Annotated in this window: 10 protein-coding genes and 1 riboswitch; of the genes, 5 read left to right on the top strand and 5 right to left on the bottom strand. The window is 57.7% G+C overall.

The window, feature by feature from the left end:
• Positions 1–43 precede the first annotated feature (43 nt).
• Entirely contained in the window at positions 44–1690 is a 1647-nt protein-coding gene (gene pgi / locus SERS4_RS0123135; protein ID WP_017894221.1) for a glucose-6-phosphate isomerase, read from the bottom strand.
• Between the two features lie 273 nt (positions 1691–1963).
• On the opposite strand from pgi, the gene SERS4_RS0123140 reads away from it, so the two are divergent.
• The 5 genes from SERS4_RS0123140 to SERS4_RS0123160 all read left to right on the top strand — a co-directional run bounded on the left by SERS4_RS0123140 (position 1964) and on the right by SERS4_RS0123160 (position 13512).
• Positions 1964–3772, top strand: a complete 1809-nt coding sequence (locus tag SERS4_RS0123140) for a sodium:proton antiporter (RefSeq protein WP_017894222.1) — start codon at positions 1964–1966, stop codon at positions 3770–3772.
• Positions 3773–3824: 52 nt separating this feature from the next.
• A riboswitch (Lysine riboswitch) is annotated at positions 3825–4018 on the top strand.
• A 109-nt stretch (positions 4019–4127) separates the two neighbouring features.
• Positions 4128–5495, top strand: a complete 1368-nt coding sequence (gene lysC / locus SERS4_RS0123145; protein ID WP_012147173.1) for a lysine-sensitive aspartokinase 3 — start codon at positions 4128–4130, stop codon at positions 5493–5495.
• A gap of 144 nt (positions 5496–5639) precedes the next feature.
• The gene (gene panS / locus SERS4_RS0123150) at positions 5640–6557 is read left to right on the top strand and encodes a ketopantoate/pantoate/pantothenate transporter PanS (protein ID WP_017894223.1); all 918 of its coding nucleotides are present in this window, start codon (positions 5640–5642) and stop codon (positions 6555–6557) included.
• Between the two features lie 385 nt (positions 6558–6942).
• Positions 6943–8619 (top strand): ShlB/FhaC/HecB family hemolysin secretion/activation protein, encoded by a 1677-nt coding sequence (locus tag SERS4_RS0123155; protein ID WP_012147175.1) that lies wholly within the window; start codon positions 6943–6945, stop codon positions 8617–8619.
• A gap of 45 nt (positions 8620–8664) precedes the next feature.
• Entirely contained in the window at positions 8665–13512 is a 4848-nt protein-coding gene (locus SERS4_RS0123160; protein WP_017894224.1) for a hemagglutinin repeat-containing protein, read from the top strand.
• A gap of 90 nt (positions 13513–13602) precedes the next feature.
• On the opposite strand, the gene SERS4_RS0123165 is transcribed toward SERS4_RS0123160, so the two are convergent.
• The 4 genes from SERS4_RS0123165 to SERS4_RS0123180 form a co-directional block, all read right to left on the bottom strand.
• Positions 13603–15252, bottom strand: coding sequence for a Na/Pi cotransporter family protein (locus SERS4_RS0123165; protein WP_012147177.1), 1650 nt, complete (start codon positions 15250–15252; stop codon positions 13603–13605).
• A gap of 127 nt (positions 15253–15379) precedes the next feature.
• Positions 15380–16372: an ABC transporter ATP-binding protein gene (locus tag SERS4_RS0123170; RefSeq protein WP_017894225.1), complete on the bottom strand. Its 993-nt coding sequence runs from the start codon at positions 16370–16372 to the stop codon at positions 15380–15382.
• Positions 16373–16375: 3 nt separating this feature from the next.
• Positions 16376–17161, bottom strand: coding sequence for an ABC transporter permease (locus tag SERS4_RS0123175; RefSeq protein WP_012147179.1), 786 nt, complete (start codon positions 17159–17161; stop codon positions 16376–16378).
• Positions 17162–17178: 17 nt separating this feature from the next.
• Entirely contained in the window at positions 17179–18018 is an 840-nt protein-coding gene (locus tag SERS4_RS0123180) for an ABC transporter permease subunit (protein ID WP_017894226.1), read from the bottom strand.
• Between the last annotated feature and the right edge of the window lie 5 nt (positions 18019–18023).

An 18023-nucleotide genomic window follows, 5' to 3' on the forward strand; every position in this document is an offset into this window, starting at 1 on the left:
CCCGCCTTGGCGGGTTTTTTATTGGCATCAATTCAGGCGGTAATTAACGCCATTCTTTAAAGCGGTTGATCAGCGCATTGGTTGAACTGTCATGGCTGCTGACCGCTTCGTCACCCGCCAGTTCCGGCAGGATGCGGTTTGCCAGCTGCTTGCCCAGCTCCACGCCCCATTGGTCGAAGGTGAAGATGTTCAGGATCGCGCCCTGGGTGAAGATCTTGTGTTCATACAGGGCAATCAGGCTGCCCAGGCTGAACGGGGTGATCTCACGCAGCAGGATGGAGTTGGTCGGGCGGTTGCCTTCAAACACCTTGAACGGCGCCACGTGCTTGACCTCTTCCGGCGTTTTACCCTGTGCGGCAAACTCGGCCTCTACCACTTCCAGCGATTTACCGAACGCCAGCGCTTCGGTCTGTGCGAAGAAGTTCGACAGCAGTTTGGCGTGGTGGTCGCTCAGCGGGTTGTGGCTGATGGCCGGTGCGATAAAGTCGCAAGGCACCAGTTTGGTCCCCTGATGGATCAACTGGTAAAACGCGTGCTGACCGTTGGTGCCTGGCTCGCCCCAGATGATTGGGCCGGTCTGGTAATCCACCGGGTTGCCGTTGCGATCGACATACTTACCGTTGGATTCCATGTTGCCCTGCTGGAAGTAAGCAGCAAAACGGTGCATGTACTGGTCGTAAGGCAGGATAGCTTCGGTTTCTGCACCGAAGAAATTGTTGTACCAGATGCCGATCAGCGCCAGCAGCACCGGCAGGTTTTTCTCTGCCGGAGTTTGTGCGAAGTGTTGGTCCATCGCATGCGCGCCACTCAGCAGCTGTTCGAAGTTATCAAAGCCCAGCGACAAGGCAATTGACAGGCCAATCGCCGACCACAGGGAATAACGACCGCCGACCCAGTCCCAGAATTCGAACATGTTGGCGGTATCAATACCGAACTCACCCACCGCCTTGCCGTTGGTCGACAACGCAGCAAAGTGTTTCGCCACGTGTTTTTGGTCACCGGCAGTGCTCAGGAACCAGTCGCGCGCGCTGTGGGCGTTGGTCATGGTTTCCTGAGTAGTGAAGGTTTTGGACGCCACCAGGAACAAGGTGGTTTCCGGGTTCAGTGGCTGCAGCGTTTCGGCGATATGGGTGCCGTCAACGTTGGAGACAAAATGCATATTCAGGTGATTTTTGTAAGGGCGCAGCGCCTCGGTCGCCATATAAGGGCCGAGATCAGAACCGCCGATACCAATGTTCACCACGTCGGTAATGGCTTTGCCGGTGTAACCTTTCCAGTCACCGCCAATCACGCGGTCGCAGAACTGTTTCATTTTGGCCAGCACCGCGTTCACTTCCGGCATCACGTCTTTGCCGTCCACAATAATCGGGGTATTGCTGCGGTTACGCAGGGCAACGTGCAGCACCGCACGGTCTTCGGTACGGTTGATTTTCTCACCGGCAAACATGGATTTGATCGCGCTTTGCAGATCGGTTTCTTTCGCCAGTGCCTGCAGCTTTTCCAGGGTCTCCGCGCTAATGCGGTTTTTAGAGTAGTCCACCAGCATCTGATCGTTGAAGGTGGCAGAGAACTTGGAGAAACGCTCTTTGTCCTGAGCAAACAGATCGCTGATCTGTACATCTTTCATCTGTTCGAAATGTTGCTGCAGGGCTTGCCAAGCAGCGGTTTGACTAGGATTGATATTTTTCATAGCAACACTCTTAGGCTTGAGAATAAAGATGACGTGGTTGTCCGATTGTAGCCTGTTCGACTGTGATTATGATCTCTTTTCTTGCGATAGGCGCTAACTGTCAAACGCCGCCGCATCGTTTCAGCTCTTCCCCTATACTTTTGGATAACAGCCTGTTATCAGGGTTAGTTAACTGTCACTAAGCTGTGTCAGGTTATCACCACGTCATTGACGTAATTAGGCTAAGGATGCGCGGCCAATCAGGCTGCGGTTTGAAACACGAAGGACATGACTATGGAATTATCTGCCCCGTTGATGTTGGTGGTTATTGGATTGAGTTCGCTGCTGGCGCAGTGGCTGGCCTGGCTGTTACGCCTGCCGGCCATTCTGCCGCTGCTGGTGTTTGGCGTGGTACTGGGCCCGGTGGTGCATTGGGTCCAGCCGGACGCGCTGTTTGGCGATTTGCTGTTCCCACTGGTGTCGCTGTCGGTCGCCATTATTCTGTTCGAAGGCGCGCTGACGCTGCGGGTCGAGGAAATTCGTGGCCTGGGTGGCGTAGTGCGCAACCTGGTAACCATCGGCATGCTGATGACCTTCCTGGTGATCGGCGTGGCCTGCTGGTGGCTGCTGGACTTCCCCCCCGAGCTGGCGGCGCTGATCGGCGCGGTAACGGTGGTCACCGGCCCGACGGTGATCGCCCCGCTGATGCGGGTGGTGCGACCCAACGCCAATATCAACCAGGTGCTGCGCTGGGAAGGGATAGTGATCGACCCGGTCGGCGCTATCTTCACCCTGCTGGTGTTTGAATTTATCGTACTGAAACAGCATTCGGAATCTTACACTCACCTGTTCTACACCCTGGGTATTACCGCCGCCGTCGGTCTGGTGGCCGGCGCACTGTTCGGTTACCTGCTGGGCGTGGCGCTACGCCGCGTCTGGCTGCCGGGCTACCTGCAAAACCTGGCGGTGCTGGCAATTATGCTCACCGCTTTTGGCCTGTCCAACGCCATTGCCGACGAGTCCGGCCTGCTGACCGTCACGGTGATGGGCATCTGGCTGGCCAATATGCGCGATGTCGATACCAGCGACATCCTGGCATTTAAAGAAGAGCTGTCGGCGATCCTGATTTCGGCGCTGTTTATCATTTTGGCAGCGCGGCTTGATATCCAGGCGTTGTGGAATATGGGCTGGCCGCTGCTGGGCCTGCTGCTGGTGGTGCAGTTTATTGCAAGGCCGCTGTGTATTGCGGTGTCGACCTGGCGCTCCTCCCTGCACTGGCGCGATCGGCTGCTGCTGTGCTGGATTTCGCCACGCGGTATCGTTGCTGCGGCGGTCAGTTCGCTGTTCGCCCTGACCTTGCAACGCAGCGGTTATCCTGGAGCCGATCGCCTGGTGACCGTGGTGTTCGCCGTGATCATCGGTACCGTGGTGCTGCAAAGCCTGACCAGCAGCATGATGGCACGCTGGTTGCGGGTACAGCAGCAAAAACCACGCGGCGTGCTGATCGTCGGCGCCAACAGCGTGGCGCGCATGCTGGCGCAGGCGTTGATAAAAATGAATATCCCGGTGATCGTCACCGACAGCAGTTGGGAGTATTACCGCCAGGCGCGTATGGACGGCATCCCCGCCTATTATGGCCATGCTTACTCCGAACATGCCGAGAACTACCTCGATCTCAGCGATACCGCGCAGGTGTTGGCGCTGTCGCCCAACCGCCATCAGAATGCGCTGGCGGTCTATCACTTTGGCCATATTTTTGGCGACGGGCAGGTGTTCGCCATCCGCTCCGGTGCCCCGCTGAAAGGCCGCGGCAACAGTGGTGAAAGCTCGCGCTTTCGTCGGCATGAGGTTTTATTTAATCAAGAAGCTACTTATGGCCGCTTAAGCAGTCTGATCGCCCAGGGGGCGGCCATCAAGGCCACCAAGCTGAACGAGAACTTTGGCTGGCTGGAATATCTTGAGAAACATCAGGGCGTTATTCCGCTATTCAGTCAGCGCGAGGACGGCACTTTGCAGCCGATCGGTACCGGTTTCGTCCCATCTATGCCCTGTACGCTGATTGCACTGGTACAAGATGAAAATCCCTCAACGTCCGGACGTTGACAGCAGCGCGATTACCGGCTATTCCTAACAGCCTACTTGCGCACCCGGTGTGCAAGCCAGAAGAGGTGCGTCGCCCAGGTAGAGTGTCAGAGGAGCCGTTGTCCAATGACGGCGCTTGAGGGGGAGCGACGCCGAGGTAAGGTGATGTGCGGCATTCATCGTATCGACTACAGGGGCTGAATCCCCTGAGTTGTCACCAGGGATTGTCCGTAGGGGCAATCAGCAAGGTGGGGCGCTTCTGGGTGTATCGTAGCTTTAACCTCTACGTCTGCCCCCTGCTTATCGCTCCTCCCTTGTGCCAAGGCTATGCAAAAAGCGCTCTCTGAATAGAGCCACCCTGACACGAGGTTTTTACATGAACCAAGCAGCACCCCAGAATTCCACCGTTGTCGCCAAATTCGGCGGCACCAGCGTTGCTGACTATGAAGCCATGAACCGCAGCGCCGACGTCGTACTCGCCAATCCGGACGTACGCCTGGTGGTCTTGTCCGCTTCTGCGGGCGTCACCAACCTGTTGGTGGCTCTGGCCGAAGGCAGCGATGCCGACAAACGCCATTTCCAGCTCGATGAAATCCGTCGCATCCAATACGCTATCCTTGATCGTCTCGACAATCCGGCGGTTGTCCGTGAAGAAATCGACCGCATGCTGGAAAACATCGCCATGCTGTCCGAAGCGGCGTCGCTGGCAAACTCGGCGGCATTGACCGACGAACTGGTCAGCCATGGCGAACTGATGTCTACCCTGCTGTTTGTGGAGATCCTGCGCGCTCGCCAGGTGCAGGCGGAATGGTTTGACGTGCGTAAAGTGATGCACACCGATGACCACTTCGGGCGTGCCACACCGGACACCGCAGCGCTGAGCCAATTAGCCCAATCGCTGCTCAAACCGCGCCTGCAAGAAGCGCTGGTGGTGACCCAGGGCTTTATCGGCAGCGAGCCGAAAGGCCGCACCACCACGCTGGGTCGCGGCGGCAGCGATTACACCGCCGCACTGCTGGGCGAAGCGCTGAGCGTCAGCCGGGTGGATATCTGGACCGACGTGCCGGGCATCTACACCACCGATCCGCGCGTGGTTCCGGCGGCGAAACGCATTGATAAAATTACCTTCGAAGAAGCGGCAGAAATGGCGACCTTCGGTGCGAAAGTATTGCACCCGGCGACCCTGCTGCCGGCGGTGCGGTGCGATATTCCGGTGTTTGTCGGTTCAAGCAAGGATCCGGCCGCCGGGGGGACCCTGGTGTGTAATACCACCGAGAATCCGCCGCTGTTCCGCGCACTGGCACTGCGCCGCAAGCAAACCCTGCTGACACTGCACAGCCTCAACATGCTGCACGCACGCGGTTTCCTGGCCGAAGTGTTCAACACTCTGGCGCGCCATAATGTCTCGGTGGATCTGATCACCACTTCCGAAGTCAGTATCGCGCTGACTATGGACACTACCGGCTCTACCAACACCGGTGGCAGCCCGCTGACCACCTCGTTGCTGACCGATCTTTCATCACTGTGTCGGGTGGAAGTGGAAGAAAACCTGGCGCTGGTGGCGTTGATTGGCAACAAACTTTCCCAGGCCTGCGGCGTGGGCAAAGAAGTGTTTGGCGTGCTCGACCCGTTCAATATCCGCATGATTTGCTACGGTGCCAGCAGCTATAACCTGTGCTTCCTGGTGCCCGGCAACGACGCCGAGCAAGTGGTACGCACCCTGCATCACAATCTGTTCGAATAAACTATTATCATCCCTTGCGGGCGCAGCATGCTGCGCCCCTACATCTAAAAAATCAGTTCATAACCGTAGGGGTTCAGTCCGCTGAACTCGCAAAAAAACACAACTCCATCCCATCGTTCTATTTGGCTAAGGAAAACCTCATTCATGCTGGCAAAATTGACCCGATTATTCCCCCTGTGGGCGGTGCTGCTCGCCGTCGCCGCCTACTTCACCCCCACCACCTTTACCGGTATCGGCCCCTACGTCAGCCCGCTGCTGATGTTGATCATGTTTGCCATGGGCGTCACGCTGCGGCTGGATGACTTCAAGCGCGTGCTGTCCCGGCCCGGCCCGGTAGCCGCAGGGATCTTTTTGCATTACCTGATCATGCCGCTGGCGGCCTGGCTGCTGGCGATGCTGTTCCACATGCCGCCGGATCTTTCCGCCGGCATGGTGCTGGTTGGCAGCGTTGCCAGCGGTACGGCTTCCAACGTCATGATCTATCTGGCAAAGGGCGACGTGGCACTGTCAGTGACCATCTCGGCGGTTTCCACGCTGGTGGGCGTGTTCGCCACGCCGTTGCTGACCCGCTTATACGTTGATACCGAGATCAGCGTCGATGTGATGGGCATGCTGCTGAGCATTCTGCAGATCGTGGTGATCCCGATTGGTCTGGGGTTGATCGTGCACCACACCTTTACCAAAACCGTCAAACGCATTGAGCCTATTCTGCCGGCGCTGTCGATGGTCTGTATTTTGGCGATCATCAGCGCCGTAGTGGCCGGTAGCCAAAGCCACATCGCCTCGGTCGGGCTGGTGGTGATCATCGCGGTGATCCTGCATAACGCCATCGGGCTGCTGAGCGGTTACTGGGGCGGCAAGCTATTTGGCTTCGACGAGTCCACCTGCCGTACGCTGGCGATTGAAGTCGGCATGCAGAACTCCGGGCTGGCGGCAACGCTGGGCAAAATCTATTTCTCGCCGCTGGCCGCTCTGCCGGGCGCGCTGTTCTCGGTGTGGCATAACCTGTCCGGCTCCCTGCTGGCGGGTTACTGGTCCGGTCGGCCGACCGACAAAAAATAATCTCACTCCGGGGCGCAAATAACTGCGCCCCACCCCTTCTGCGAAATTTCGTATTTGCCACTGGTCGGATTGTCAGAAATATCCCGTTCCCCTATTATCCCCAGGAAAAATAAAAATTCAGATTCTTCCCATCCGTGCCGATAAAGTTTAAATAACGGACAGGTTAATTACTTTTTTTAGTTAATTAACTAAAGGAATCAGAAAATTAAAACAAGCAGCCTAATTATTATTTAGATAAATACCCATCGTCTTAATTTGCCTGCGGCAAATCGAGATATCACGCAATGTGCTTGTCGCTCGCTGTTTCGGGCCGGCCTCTGGCCGTCCGTTTCTTGACCTCATGGATTGAGCAGGCCACCCCGCTGGCTTCTCATAATGGATTAAAATGATTAAAAAAACCGTCGCACTGGCGTTGCTGTTCAGCACCGCACTCCCCGCCGCTACCCTGCCGGAAATGGAGCATTTTTCGCCGATGGGTGAATCACGCCGCGCCCTGCAAGACGGCACGCGTGAAGTGAATCAACAGATAGAGCAACGCCGCTACCGACAGCTTAAACAGCAGCAATTACTGGCAGAACCCGAGCCTGCGACCCCGGCATTACCGCGTTCGGCCCAGTGCCTGCCCATCGATGGCGTATATCTGCAAGGCATTACCCTGCTGTCGGCGAAAGATTTGGCGGCGCTCAGCGCACTGCCACCACGTTGCATCAGCAGTAATGACATCAACCGCCTGGCGCGCGAATTAACCCGTTTATATCTTGATAAAGGCTATATCACCGCCCGCGTACAGTTTATTCGCCCTAATGCCGAGGGGGAATTAGGGCTGCGGGTGACCGAAGGATTTATCGAGAAAATAGAAGGTGGCGATCGTTGGGTTAACAGCCAATTATTATTCCCCGGACTGGAAGGTAAGCCGCTGAAATTAACTCAGCTCGATCAGGGATTGGATCAGGCCAATCGTTTGCAATCGAACAAAACCCGTCTGGATATATTGCCGGGCAGCCAAACCGGCGGCTCCATTATTCGCTTGCACAACCAACATGCCAAACCCTGGTTGCTGTCTGCCACCCTGGACAATTATGGCCAAAAAAATACCGGCCAGTGGTTAGCGCGCAGCACGGCAACGCTGGACAGTCCATTCGGCCTGTCGGACTTTGTCAGTCTGAACGTCGCCGGCACGCTGAAAGACCCATCGCAGCGCTACAACCGCGCCTATACCCTGCTCTATTCCCTGCCCTACGGCGCCTTTACCTTCAGCGGCTTTGCCAGCTATTCGCAATACATGAACCGCCAGCAGTTGGTGTTCAACAGCTATAAGCTGCACGGCCAGACCCAGCAGTACGGCCTGCGCGGCGACTATGTATTTTACCGCGATCGCGATCAAATCAACGCCCTGAGCGGTCAGCTAACCCATAAGCGCATCAATAACTATTTCGACACCGTGCGTATCGGCCTCGGCAGCCCGACGCTCAGCCTGTTCGAACTGGGCGTTAACCACCTGCAGATCCTGCCTGGCGGGCTTGTCAGCGCCAACCTCAGCGTGGAACAAGGATTGCCGTGGTTTGGGGCCGACAGCCACGGCGGTGCCGGGCTGCCCGATGCCCAATTCACCAAGGGCAAGCTGTTTGCCAACCTCAACCAACGTTTCACCCTGGCCGGTTCCAGCTACCAGCTCAGTAACCTGCTTTACGGGCAATACAGCCGCGATCGCCTGCCCGGCGTGGAATGGCTCAGCCTGACCGACCGCAGCGCGATCCGCGGTTTCAGCCGCAGCACGCTGTCCGGCGATAACGGCTGGTATCTGCAAAATACCCTGTCCCGCAGCTTCAACCTGGGCCAAAGCATCCTCACCCCGCGCATTGGTGGCGATGTCGGCCGGGTGCTGCCGCGTGACAATCGGCCTTCGGGCTGGCAAAGCAGCGCAGGTCTGAGTGCCGGCGCCACTCTGCGTTACCAGCGGGCGTCGCTCGACGTCGAAGCCAGCCGTGGCTGGCTACTGTCCAGTCACGCCATGCCCGACGATCCCGTCCAGGTACTGGCGCGCTTTTCGTACACCTTTTAGTCAGCGTTTTCTTGCACTACCACAGCGATATATGGAGATACATGGATGAAAAATAATAACTTCAGGCTTTCGGCGGCGGGTAAGTTGGCCGCTTCACTGGCGATCATTCTCGCCTCGCTCGGCAGCGGTTACGCCGCTGAGATCGTGGCGGCCAACGGTGCTAACGGACCCGGTGTTACCACTGCCGGTAACGGTGCGCAGGTGGTGAATATCGTGACGCCGAATGACCACGGGCTGTCGCATAACCAATATCAGGATTTCAACGTCAACCAGCCAGGCGCGGTGCTGAATAACTCACTCAACGCCGGGCAGTCTCAGTTGGCCGGGCAGTTGGGTGCCAACCCGAACCTGAACAATCAGGCGGCCAGCGTGATCCTCAACGAAGTGATCAGCCGCAATCCATCACTGTTGCTCGGCCAGCAGGAAATCTTCGGCATGGCGGCCGACTACGTGCTGGCCAACCCGAACGGCATCACCTGTAACGGCTGCGGTTTTATCAATACCAGCCGTTCATCACTGGTGGTGGGCAACCCGCTGGTGGAAAACGGCATGCTGCAGGGCTACAGCACGCTGGGTAATCGCAACACCCTGAGCCTGGATGGCAAACTCAACGCCGCTGGCGTGCTGGATTTGATCGCACCGAGAATCACCAGCCACGGCGAGGTGATCGTTAACCCGGTCTACGATCAGAAAAGCAACAAAAGGGTATCAGATATCAATGCCATCAGCGGCAACAACCGCGTATCGCGCGATGCACAGGTGCTCAGCAGCGAGCAACCTGAGGTCACATTCTGGGACCAGATATTAGGCACAACGGACAGCTACTATCTTGGCAGCATGCAGGCAGGGCGCATCAATATCGTCCATACCCTAACCGGCAGCGGTGTGAAGCTGGCGGGCCAACTGCAGGGCAGCGAAGAGATCCGGGTGAAAGCCCACAACATCAGTGCCCAAAGCAAGGTCATTGACGACAACAACAGCTACACCAGCGTTAAAAACTACCAAAACTATCGCGGCGGTATTTACATCAGCGACTACAACAACAGCCAGCAACTGACCCGCACCAAGCTGAAAGGTAAAAACATCAGCCTGCTGGCCGATAACAGCAACCACCTGAGCGCCGTCGATATTCAGGGTGACGAGATCCGCTTGCAAGGCGCCAGCCTGACGCTCGACGGTCAGCAACTGAAACAGGCTCAGGGCGACACCGACAACCAATGGTTCTACTCCTGGAAGTACAACGTCAGCCGTGATAATGAACAGCATCAGCAGATCGGCAGCACCATCAGCGCCACAAAGAATGCCACGCTGACCGCCACCAAACAGGATGTGAAGCTGCTTGGCACCAAGATCACGGCGGGCGACACGTTGAAAATCGAGGCCAAGCGCGACGTGCAGCTCAGCGGGCTGGTCGAGAAGGATAAATCCAGCGAACGCGGTAATCAGCGCAACCATACCTCCAGCCTGCGCACCGGCAGTTGGTACAACAGCCAGGAGACCGAAAGCCTGAAAGCCAGCGATTTGTATACCGGCGGCGATCTGACGCTCACGGCCGGCAACAATCTGCAGGCCCAGGGGGCCAAAGTCCATGCGGGGCGTAACCTGACGGTCGACGCCAAGGACCAAATCAACATCAACGTGCAAAAAACCGCCAATGCGAAGACCGTCCGCGACAATAAAACCTCATGGGGCGGGATTGGCGGCGGTAACAACAAGGACAACAGCAACCTTCGCGAGATCAGCAACGCCTCCGAACTGACAGCCGACGGCATTTTGCGGCTGAACGGGCAGCAGGGCGTCACCATTACCGGCAGCAAGGTGAAAGGCAAACAGGGGGGTTTTGTCGAAGCCAGTGAAGGTGGCCTGCGGATCGACAACGCGCTCAGTACCAACGTCGACAAGGTCAATGCCCGCACCGGCACTGCCTTTAACATCACCAGCAGTTCGCAAAAATCCAACAACAGTTACCAACAGTCCACCGCCAGTGAGCTGGTTTCCGATACCAACCTGCAGTTGGTCAGTAAAAAGGATACCGACGTGGTGGGCAGCAAGGTGACCAGCGTCGGCAAGCTGGACATCAACGCCGGTGGCAATATCAACGTCAGCGCCGCAGAGCAGCAGCAACGCATTGATGAGCAGAAAACCGCGCTGACTGTCAACGGTTATGCCAAAGAGCAAGGTGATAAGCAATACCGCGCCGGCCTACGAATTGAACATACCAGCGACAGCGAGAAAACCACCCGCAGCGAGCAACAGTCTTCGATGCTCAGTGGCGGCAGCGTAGCGTTGAAAGCGGATAAAGACGTGACTTTCACCGGCTCCAAACTGGTGACCACTAAGGGTGATGCCAGCGTCAGCGGCGACAACGTCTCCTTCCTGGCGGCGGAAAACAAGACCACCAGCGACACCGAGAAAACCAAAATTGGCGGCGGTTTTTATTACACCGGTGGCATAGATAAAGTCGGTTCCGGTATCGAAGGCGGTTACGAGAACAGCAAAACACACTCGGAAAGCCGCAAGGCTGTGACCTCGGGCAGTGACATAGCCGGCAATCTGACCATTAACGCCAAGGACAAGCTGACCCAGCAAGGTGCCCAGCACCAGGCGGGCGGTAAATATCAGGAAAATGCCGACAGCATCGCCCATCTGGCCGCTATCGACAGCGAAAGCAGCCACACCCGCAAAACCGACGTCGGCGTGGATATCGGTGCCAACATTGATTACAGCGCCGTCACCCGCCCGGTTGAGCGCGCGGTAGGGAAAGCCGCGAAGCTGGACGCCAACGGTGTAATTAACGAGATCGGCGGCATCGGCGCACCTAATGTCGGGCTGGATATCAGCGCCAATGGCGGCAGCAGCGAAAAGCGCAGCAGCAGTTCGCAGGCCGTGATCAGCACCATTACCGCCGGGGATATTGAGGTATCCGCCAGCGGCAAACTGCAGGATAGCGGAACAAAATACCAGGCCACCCAGGGGAGCGTAACGCTGACGGCAGACAGCCACCAAAGTGAAGCGGCGCAAAACAGTCGGCAGGAAAGCAACAGCGAAACCCGCGGCGGTGCCAGCGTGCGCGTTTATACCACCACCGGTAGCGATCTGACCGTGGATGCCAAAGGTGAAGGCGGCAATAAACGCAGCGAAAGCGGCGGCAGCCAGGCCGTTACCGGCAGCATCACCGCCGCCAATGGCATCGATATCAAGGTCAAGCAGGACGCGGTGTATCAGGGTACCTCGCTGGATGCCGGTAAGGGTAAGGCACAGGTGAAAGCGGAAGACGGCAACATCCGTTTCGAGCAGGCCACCGATCGCAACCATGAAAGCCACAGCGGCTTCAATGTCAAAGTGTCGGCCAAAGGCGGTACCTCACCGGAAACCAAAAGCTTCGGCGCCGGGCTGGGCGGCGGTCACAGCAAAGGGGCGAGCGATGGCAGCAGCGCACAGGTCAGCCACCTCGGCGGGAAGCAGGGCGTAGAGCTTGAGGCCGGTCGTGGGCTGACGCTGCAAGGCAGCACGGTTACCAGCCAGGGTGACGTCTCGCTGAAGGCAGGCGATAAGGTTGCGATACAGGCAGCCAAGTCGCACCAAACGCGTAAGGACGACACGCTATCAGGCAATATCGATATTGGTGGTATCAGCACCGACAACGACAAAAAAAGCGCGGGTGTCATTTCCCTCGGCGGCGCATTTGACATTGCCAAGGTCGATGAGTCCTCCACGGCTCAACAGGGCGGCAAAATCACCAGCGGCGGCGCAGTGAACATTACCGCCAAAGGCAATGGCGACCAGGCGTTGCACCTGCAGGGAACCGAGGTCAAAGGCAGCAGCGTCGCCTTGAATGCCGAACACGGCGGTGTGGTGTTAGAGTCGGCGCAAAATCAGGAGCAGAAAAACAACTGGAACCTGGGGCTGAAGGCCAACGTCAAAGGCGGCCAATCCTTCAACAAGGATGCCAACGGCAAGGTTGACGCCACCAGCGGCAGCGACACCCATACTCTGGGTGCCGGAGTGAAGGTCGGCGTCGATAAGCTGCAGAAAACGACCCAGGGCAACAGCCTGATTAGCGCCGACGAAGTGACGCTCAACAGTGGCAAGGACACTACCCTGGCCGGCGCGCGAATCGATGCCGATCGCGTACAGGGCAACGTCGGTGGCGATCTGCACGTCGAGAGCCGTAAAGACAGCGAAAGCAGCGTCAAGGTCAACGTGGACGTCGGCCTGAGCCACACCAACGACCCGGCCAGCAGCATCACCTCCAAACTGTCGAAAGTGGGCACGCCGCACTATGCCGGCAAGGTGAAGGAGAAGCTGGAGGGCGGCATCAACAAGGTCGCTGACGCCACTACCGACAAGTACAACAGCGTGGCCCGTCGTCTCGATCCAAAACAGGACACCACCGGCGCAGTCAGTTTCAGCAAGGCCGATAGCAAAGTCACCCTGCCGGAAACGCTGGTCGGCGAAAAAGAGAAGGCCCCGCTGTGGGATCGCGGCGCTCGCTTCCTCGGCAACAAGTCCAAAGAGAGCCTGACCGGCCCCGCAGGGCTACAGGGCCAGTTCAAGGTCAACGCCGACGTGGTCAATAACGATGCGGTTGGCGTGCAGTCCGCCATCAGCGGGAAAAATGACGTGACGTTGAACGTGCAGGGCAACACGCACCTGACAGGCGGCGAGATCCGCAGCCAACAGGGGGAGGTGACGCTGGGTAACGGCAAGCTGGAGCAACAGGACGTGGCGGGCAATCGCTATCAGGGTGGCGGGCACCTCGATGCGGCCGCCTCGGCCGGCGCACTGCTGGGCATCGCCGGAAAAAGCGTGGTGAACCTGGAGACCCCGGTCGGTGGTTATATCAACAACCAGGCCGCTGATGCCAAGGCAGGAGTCTTTTCGGGTAAATAACTGGCGGTAAATGGTCCCCTCTCCTTCGGGAGAGGGAGACGTTTATTTAAGCAATGCCTTTGGCAGCAGGTTTCAGCCGGGGGCATTTTTTTATAGCGTGCTCGGGGTGTCCTCCCACTCACGCTCGTCATCCTTCTCATCCTGATCCAGCACGTTATACGCCACCGCTGCGAACAGGGAATTCAGACGTTTCATGTCACCCAGCAACCCCAGGTGCAGCGAACTGGTTTCGATGCTTTGCACGTTCTGTTGGTGCAGGCGATCGACGTGCGCATGCGCGTAGCGGCGATCCAGAATACGGAAGCGGTGCTTGGAGCGTCGCAGCCGCTTGGCGCTGGTGAGGTCACCGGACAGGAACACCGACAGACTTAACCGCAGGTTGCCAATCAGTCGCTCATACAATGTGTCCAGCTCCGCCAACCCTTCGGCTGAAAACGCCCGCCGCGCCGCAAGTGACTTCGACGCAATATCGCCGGTCATGCGTTCGATAATGTCCCCGGCCTGCTCCAGGTTGAGCGCCATTTCGATGATTTCTGCCCAACGTCGCGAATCCTCTTCGCCCAGTTCCTCTTTCTGGATCTGCGCCAGATACAGCTTGATGGCGGTGTACAGCACATCAACGTCATCGTCCAACCGGCGCACCTCTTTATCCTGCCCAATCTTGCCGTGCAGCACTTCGCGGTGCAGGATCATCATATGTTCTACCACATCCCCCATACGCAGGGTCTCACGCGCCGCATTGGCCAACGCCAGCGTCGGCGTATCCAACGCGCTGGCATCCAGATGCCGTGGTCGCAACCGGGGATCGTCAGCCGCTACGTCGGCGATCAGCGTTTCGCACAGCCGCGCCATCGGCCCGGCCAGCGGGATCAGTATCAGGCAGCGGATCAGGTTGTAGAACACGTGGAAATAAATCACCAACTCTTCGTTGCCACCGGGCAGCCGAGCCATCGCATCAGCCAGATAAGAGACAAAGGGCAGCACCAGCACACAACCGATCAGCTTGAACAGCAGGCTGCCTAGCGCCACCCGACGGCCAGCGGCATTCTGGCCGCTGGTGTTAATCACAGCCAGCAGACCACTGCCAAGATTGGCACCGATCACCAGGCACAGTGCCACTTTCAGTGAAATCACGCCGGAGGCAGTCAGGGTTGCCGTCAGCAACACCGCCGCCAGACTGGAATAGCTGACAATGGCGAACAACGCGCCAGTCAGTGCATCCAGCATCACATCACCGGTCAATGACGAGAACAACACCTTCACCCCTGCCCCTTGGGTGATTGGCGTTGCGGCAGCCACGATCAGCTCCAGCGCCAGAACAATCAGCCCCAGGCCAATACACACTCGGCCCATTTGGCCCACGCGAGTTTGCTTGCGGCTGAGAAACAGGAACACGCCGACCAGGATCAGCAGCGGAGACAGCCAGGAGAGATCAAAGGTCAGGATGCGCGCCATCAGCGCGGTACCAACGTCGGCACCGAGCATGATCACCAGTGCAGGCGTCAGCCCCACCAGCCCTTGTGCGACGAAAGAGGTCACCAGCAGCGCAGTAGCGTTGCTGCTTTGCACCAGCGCGGTCACGCCGATACCTGAGACGAACGCCAGCGGCTTTTTCTGCACGCTGTCGCTCAATACTCGACGCAAATTAGCGCCATAGACCCGCATAATCCCGGTGCGCACGATGTGGGTACCCCACACCAACAGCGCCACCGCAGAGAGCAGATGAAGAAGGGTCAACACGAAAAATACGCTCCCTAAACGCCAGCAAGGCAACCGTTCTGCCGGGCGTTAAAAGAGCAGAACAGCGGCAACGGGTTGCAGACTGCCGCTGAAGGGAAGGGAAATTCCGTTTGTCAGCGGGAAAATGTCATGCAACTTCCCGTAATGTAACAGTTTCTAAGTGTAGTCCAATTTCACTGCCGTCGGGCCGCAAATCCTCGACCGAACGGTTGAGCACGTCGACCACCAGCTCTACGCCACGGGCCTTAACCCGATAGCGCACCACGTTGCCCAGCAGGCTGTGGTTGAGGATAGTGGCGGCGATACCCTGCCCGGCAGGCAGTAAGGTCATGGACTCCGGGCGAACAGCCACCTTACCGCGATAAGTGTTGCCGGTCAAAACGGACGCCTGTTCAGCGCTCAGCAGGTTGTAGTTGCCGATAAACCCGGCAGCGAAAACGTCGGCCGGTTGGGTGTATAAGGTTTCCGCATCGCCACTTTGTACAATTTGCCCCTTGTTCATCAGCACGATGCGATCCGACAGCGTCAGCGCCTCTTCCTGATCGTGGGTGACAAAGATCGCCGTCAGGTTCAGCTCACGCTGGATCCGACGGATCTGTTCGCGCAGATGTTTGCGGATACGGGCATCCAGCGCCGAGAGCGGTTCATCCAGCAATAACAAGCGCGGACGCGTCACCAGGGATCGCGCCAGCGCCACCCGTTGGCATTGGCCGCCGGAAAGCTGATGAGGGTAGCGCTTCGCCAGCTCGGTCAGTTCCACCAGTGCCAGCACCTCCTGTACCCGCTGCTGGATCTGTCCGGTCGCCAGCTTTTGCATTTTCAGGCCGAATGCCACGTTGCCTTCAACCGTCATGTTCGGGAATAACGCATAGCTCTGAAACACCATGCCGATACCGCGTTTTTGCGGCGGCACCGGCACCAGATCCTGACCCTGCAGCAGGATCTGCCCACTGTCGACCGAAGTCAGGCCCGCCAGACAGCGCAGCAGCGTAGACTTGCCGCAGCCGCTCGGCCCGAGCAGAGTGACAAACTCACCTTCTTCGGCAGTGAAATCGATATCCTGAAATACCTGGGTCTGGCCGTAGTGTTTGTTGAGGCGGGTGACGTTGAGATAAGCCATGGGTTAGCCCTTATTTTTATTCAGCAAATTCGCCAACCAGGTGACGATCAGCACCACGGCGAAATAAGAAATGACCAGTGCGCTGGTGAAATGGCCACTGCCGTTACGCATGTTAAACAGGTAAACCTGCAGCGTTTCATATTGGCTACCCACCAGCAGGTTGGCGAAGACAAACTCGCCAATCAGGAAAGAAAACGACAACAGCACGGCAATCATCCCGCCCTTGCGCAGGTTCGGCAGCACCACCAACAGTGCCGCTTTCCAGGTGCTGGCCCCCAGCAGATGCGCGGCATCCATCAGATCACGCAGGTTAATCGCCTGCATGTTGTTGCTGATGGCGCGGTAAATAAACGGCAGCGCGATAGAGAAGTAGCAGCCAATCAGGATCCACGGCGTACCCAGCAGCGGCAGCGGATCGGCGGCAAACAGTTGCATCAGCCCGACCGCCGACACCACCGGCGGTACGGCGAACGGCAGCAGGATCAGCACGTTCATTACCGCATCCAGCTTGGGGAAATAGTAAGCAATCACAAACATCATCGGCAAAATCACCACCACCGCCAGCACCAAAGTGCCAAAGCAGATCAGCAGCGAGTGCCACAGCGCCAGCAGGAAACGCGGATCGCTCCATAACGTCACCAGCCATTTCAGGGTAAAACCGTCCGGCAGGATGGTCGCGCCCCATTGGGTGGCCAGCGCATAAATCAGCGTCGCCGCCAGCGGTAACAGCAGGATCAGCAGCAGCAAGCCGCTCACTACGCGGTGATAGCCGGTTTCAAAACGCGACATGGCCGCCCTCCGCAATATTATGAGTGTGCATTGAGGTAACTCCTGCGCAGCAGCCACTGATGGATCAGAGTGATAAACGCCATCATCGCCACCAGCAGCATCGCCAGCGCACTGGCCAGGTTAGGATCGAGAGAGATGTCCCCCGCCACCAGCGCCGAGATCCGGATGGGGATAACGTTAAAATTGCCGGTGGTCAGCGCATACACAGTGGCATAAGCGCCCAATGCGTTGGCCAGCAGGATGACAAAAGTGCCCATCAGCGCCGGAGCCAGCACCGGCAGGCCGATATGCCGCCAATAGCGCCACGGACTGGCTCCGAGCAAGGATGCCGATTCGCGCCAGTCTTCACGCAGTGCATCAAACGCCGGGTACAGCAGCAGCACGCCGAGCGGGATCTGGAAGTAGGTGTAGAGCACGATCAGGCCGGTTTTGGAGTAAAGGTTAAAACTCTCCATCAGGCCGTACTTGCGTAACAGCAACGTCAGGCAGCCGTTTAACCCCAGCAGGATGACAAAGGCGAATGCCAGCGGCACCCCTGCGAAGTTGCTGGTCATGTTGGTAAACGACATCACAAAATCATGGAACCGCGTCTGGCCTAGCTGGCGCAGTGAGTAACTGCCCACCAGGGCGATTAACAGCCCATAGACGCTCGACCAGAGAGAAATCTCCAGCGAGAACTGAAACGCCTGCAGATAGAACGGCGAGGTCAACACATCAACATAGTTGCCCAGCCCCCAGCCGCTGGTTTGGCTGAAAAAACTGCTGACCGCAATCCACACCAGCGGTGCGATTTGGAACGCACCAAACAGCAGGATAAACGGCAACAGGCACAAGGCGGCAATCCACTTGGCTTTCATCAATC

It is taken from the genome of Serratia sp. S4 (genome assembly GCF_000347995.1).
Lineage (GTDB): Bacteria > Pseudomonadota > Gammaproteobacteria > Enterobacterales > Enterobacteriaceae > Serratia > Serratia quinivorans.